Here is a 1799-nt window from a genome sequence, read left to right on the forward strand (position 1 = left end):
GTGGTGGGTGCGGACCGTTGGTCCGCACTGCGTAGATTCACATCCACGCATGGCGTGGATCTACTGGGTCTGGTGGGTGCGGACCGTTGGTCCGCGCTGCGTAGATTCACATTAACGCATGGCGTGGATCTACTCGGGGTTGCAGTAGAGCCACGCCATGCGTGGCTGCACTGCCGTCAGGCGACCTTCCACTCCCACCACGGGTAATGATATTCGCGGTCGGTCGCCTGCCAGCGCTGCCCGCACTGCGTGCAGGCGACATGGTGGCATGCGCCCCAGCCATCTTCGGCTTCGGCCACGCATAGCAACTGCATCTGCCCTTGGTCGATCAGCCTGCGTGGGTCGAAGAACAGATAATGCGGATTGAGCGCGCACAGGCAGCCGCTGCGCGCTTGCCAGTAATTCAATCGCCGCAGGGCGAATTCCAGGTGGGTCTTCAGGCTGACCAGAGCGCCGCCGAGTGCGATGCCTGCGCAGGCGGATTCGATGCGACCGGCGTGCGGTGCCAGTGCGTCCAGTACGGCGGTGTCGAACAGCCGGGCGACGGTGCGTGCCGAGTCGACGATGCGCGTGGCGTCACGCGAGAGCAGATCCTGCAGCAGGGCATCGGCCTGTGCATTTGCCAGACGCGGAGGCGGCGAAGACCATGGCCAGCGCATCAGCGTGGCTTGCCGATCAGCGCGTAGGTTCCTGCGGTCAGACGCAGCAGGTCGGCCGGTGCCAGTTCCACTTCCAGGCCGCGGCGGCCGGCGCTGACGTGCAGCGTCGGCAGTGACTGCGCGCTGGCGTCGAGGAAGGTACGCAGGCGTTTTTTCTGTCCAAGGGGACTGATGCCGCCGACCAGGTAGCCGGTCGCGCGCTGCGCGGCCTCGGCTGTGGCCATCTCGCACTTCCTGCAGCCGGCGGCTTCGGCCAGTGCCTTCAGGTCCAGCTGCCCGGCTACCGGCACGATCGCCACCAGAAGCTCGTGGGTATCGGTGCTGGCGAGCAGGGTCTTGAACACCTGCGCCGGGTGCAGGCCCAGTTTCTCCACGGCTTCGCTGCCATAGGATTCGGCGTGGGCGTCGTGCACGTAGCTGCGCACGGCGTGGGCGATCTTCTCGCGCTTGAGCAGATTGATGGCGGGGGTCATGGATGCATCGTAGCGCGTGGTGGGGGCGTTGCCTTGACCGAGGCTATTGCTGGAAAGCATCCACGCATGGCGTGGATCTACTGTGGCCGCTTGGCGTGGATCTACGGGTCACCGGCTCCCGACGCCATGCACCGTCCTTGGTAGATCCACGCCATGCGTGGATGAACCGCGCGATCAATGCGGAACGGGCGCCCGAAGGCGCCCGTCCGTGTGCATCTGCGGCTGGGGGCGGGGCCCTTTCCTGCTGAAAGGGCCCCGATCCCGCAGCCTCTGTAGAGCCACGCCATGCGTGGCCGCATCGGCCGATCAGTAGCGGTAGTGGTCCGGCTTGAACGGGCCTTCCACCGGCACGCCGATGTAGTCGGCCTGTTCCTGGGTCAGGGTGGTCAGCTTCACGCCGATCTTTTCCAGGTGCAGGCGGGCCACTTCTTCGTCCAGGTGCTTGGGCAGCAGGTAGACCTTCTTCTCGTAGCTGTCCTTGTTGGCCCACAGGTCGATCTGGGCCAGGGTCTGGTTGGCGAACGAGTTGGACATCACGAAGCTCGGGTGGCCGGTGGCGCAGCCCAGGTTCACCAGGCGGCCTTCGGCCAGCAGGAAGATCGCATTGCCGTTCCCGGGCCTGCAACGCGCCGACTTTCGACCATGGTCTAAGCGCAGCGGTAACGCG

Annotated in this window: 3 protein-coding genes; all 3 read right to left on the reverse strand. The window is 65.6% G+C overall.

Annotated features, from left to right (window positions below):
- Positions 1 to 176: 176 nt before the first annotated feature.
- The gene (locus ACQKDV_RS16300) at positions 177 to 659 is read right to left on the reverse strand and encodes a hypothetical protein (protein WP_427785102.1); all 483 of its coding nucleotides are present in this window, start codon (positions 657 to 659) and stop codon (positions 177 to 179) included.
- Entirely contained in the window at positions 659 to 1132 is a 474-nt protein-coding gene (gene ybaK / locus ACQKDV_RS16305) for a Cys-tRNA(Pro) deacylase (protein ID WP_427785104.1), read from the reverse strand. The genes ACQKDV_RS16300 and ybaK overlap by 1 nt, the downstream gene beginning before the upstream one ends.
- Before the next feature lie 306 nt (positions 1133 to 1438).
- On the reverse strand, positions 1439 to 1799 hold a 361-nt coding region (locus ACQKDV_RS16310; RefSeq protein WP_427785106.1), incomplete at its 5' end, for an adenosylhomocysteinase.

This window comes from Stenotrophomonas sp. NPDC077659 (assembly GCF_050268705.1).
In the GTDB taxonomy this organism is placed as follows: domain Bacteria; phylum Pseudomonadota; class Gammaproteobacteria; order Xanthomonadales; family Xanthomonadaceae; genus Stenotrophomonas.

Bases quoted from the DNA above. Each gene is read 5' to 3' on its own strand.
- ACQKDV_RS16300 (WP_427785102.1), bottom strand. From the start codon at position 659: ATGCGCTGGCCATGGTCTTCGCCGCCTCCGCGTCTGGCAAATGCACAG.
- ybaK (WP_427785104.1), bottom strand. From the start codon at position 1,132: ATGACCCCCGCCATCAATCTGCTCAAGCGCGAGAAGATCGCCCACGCC.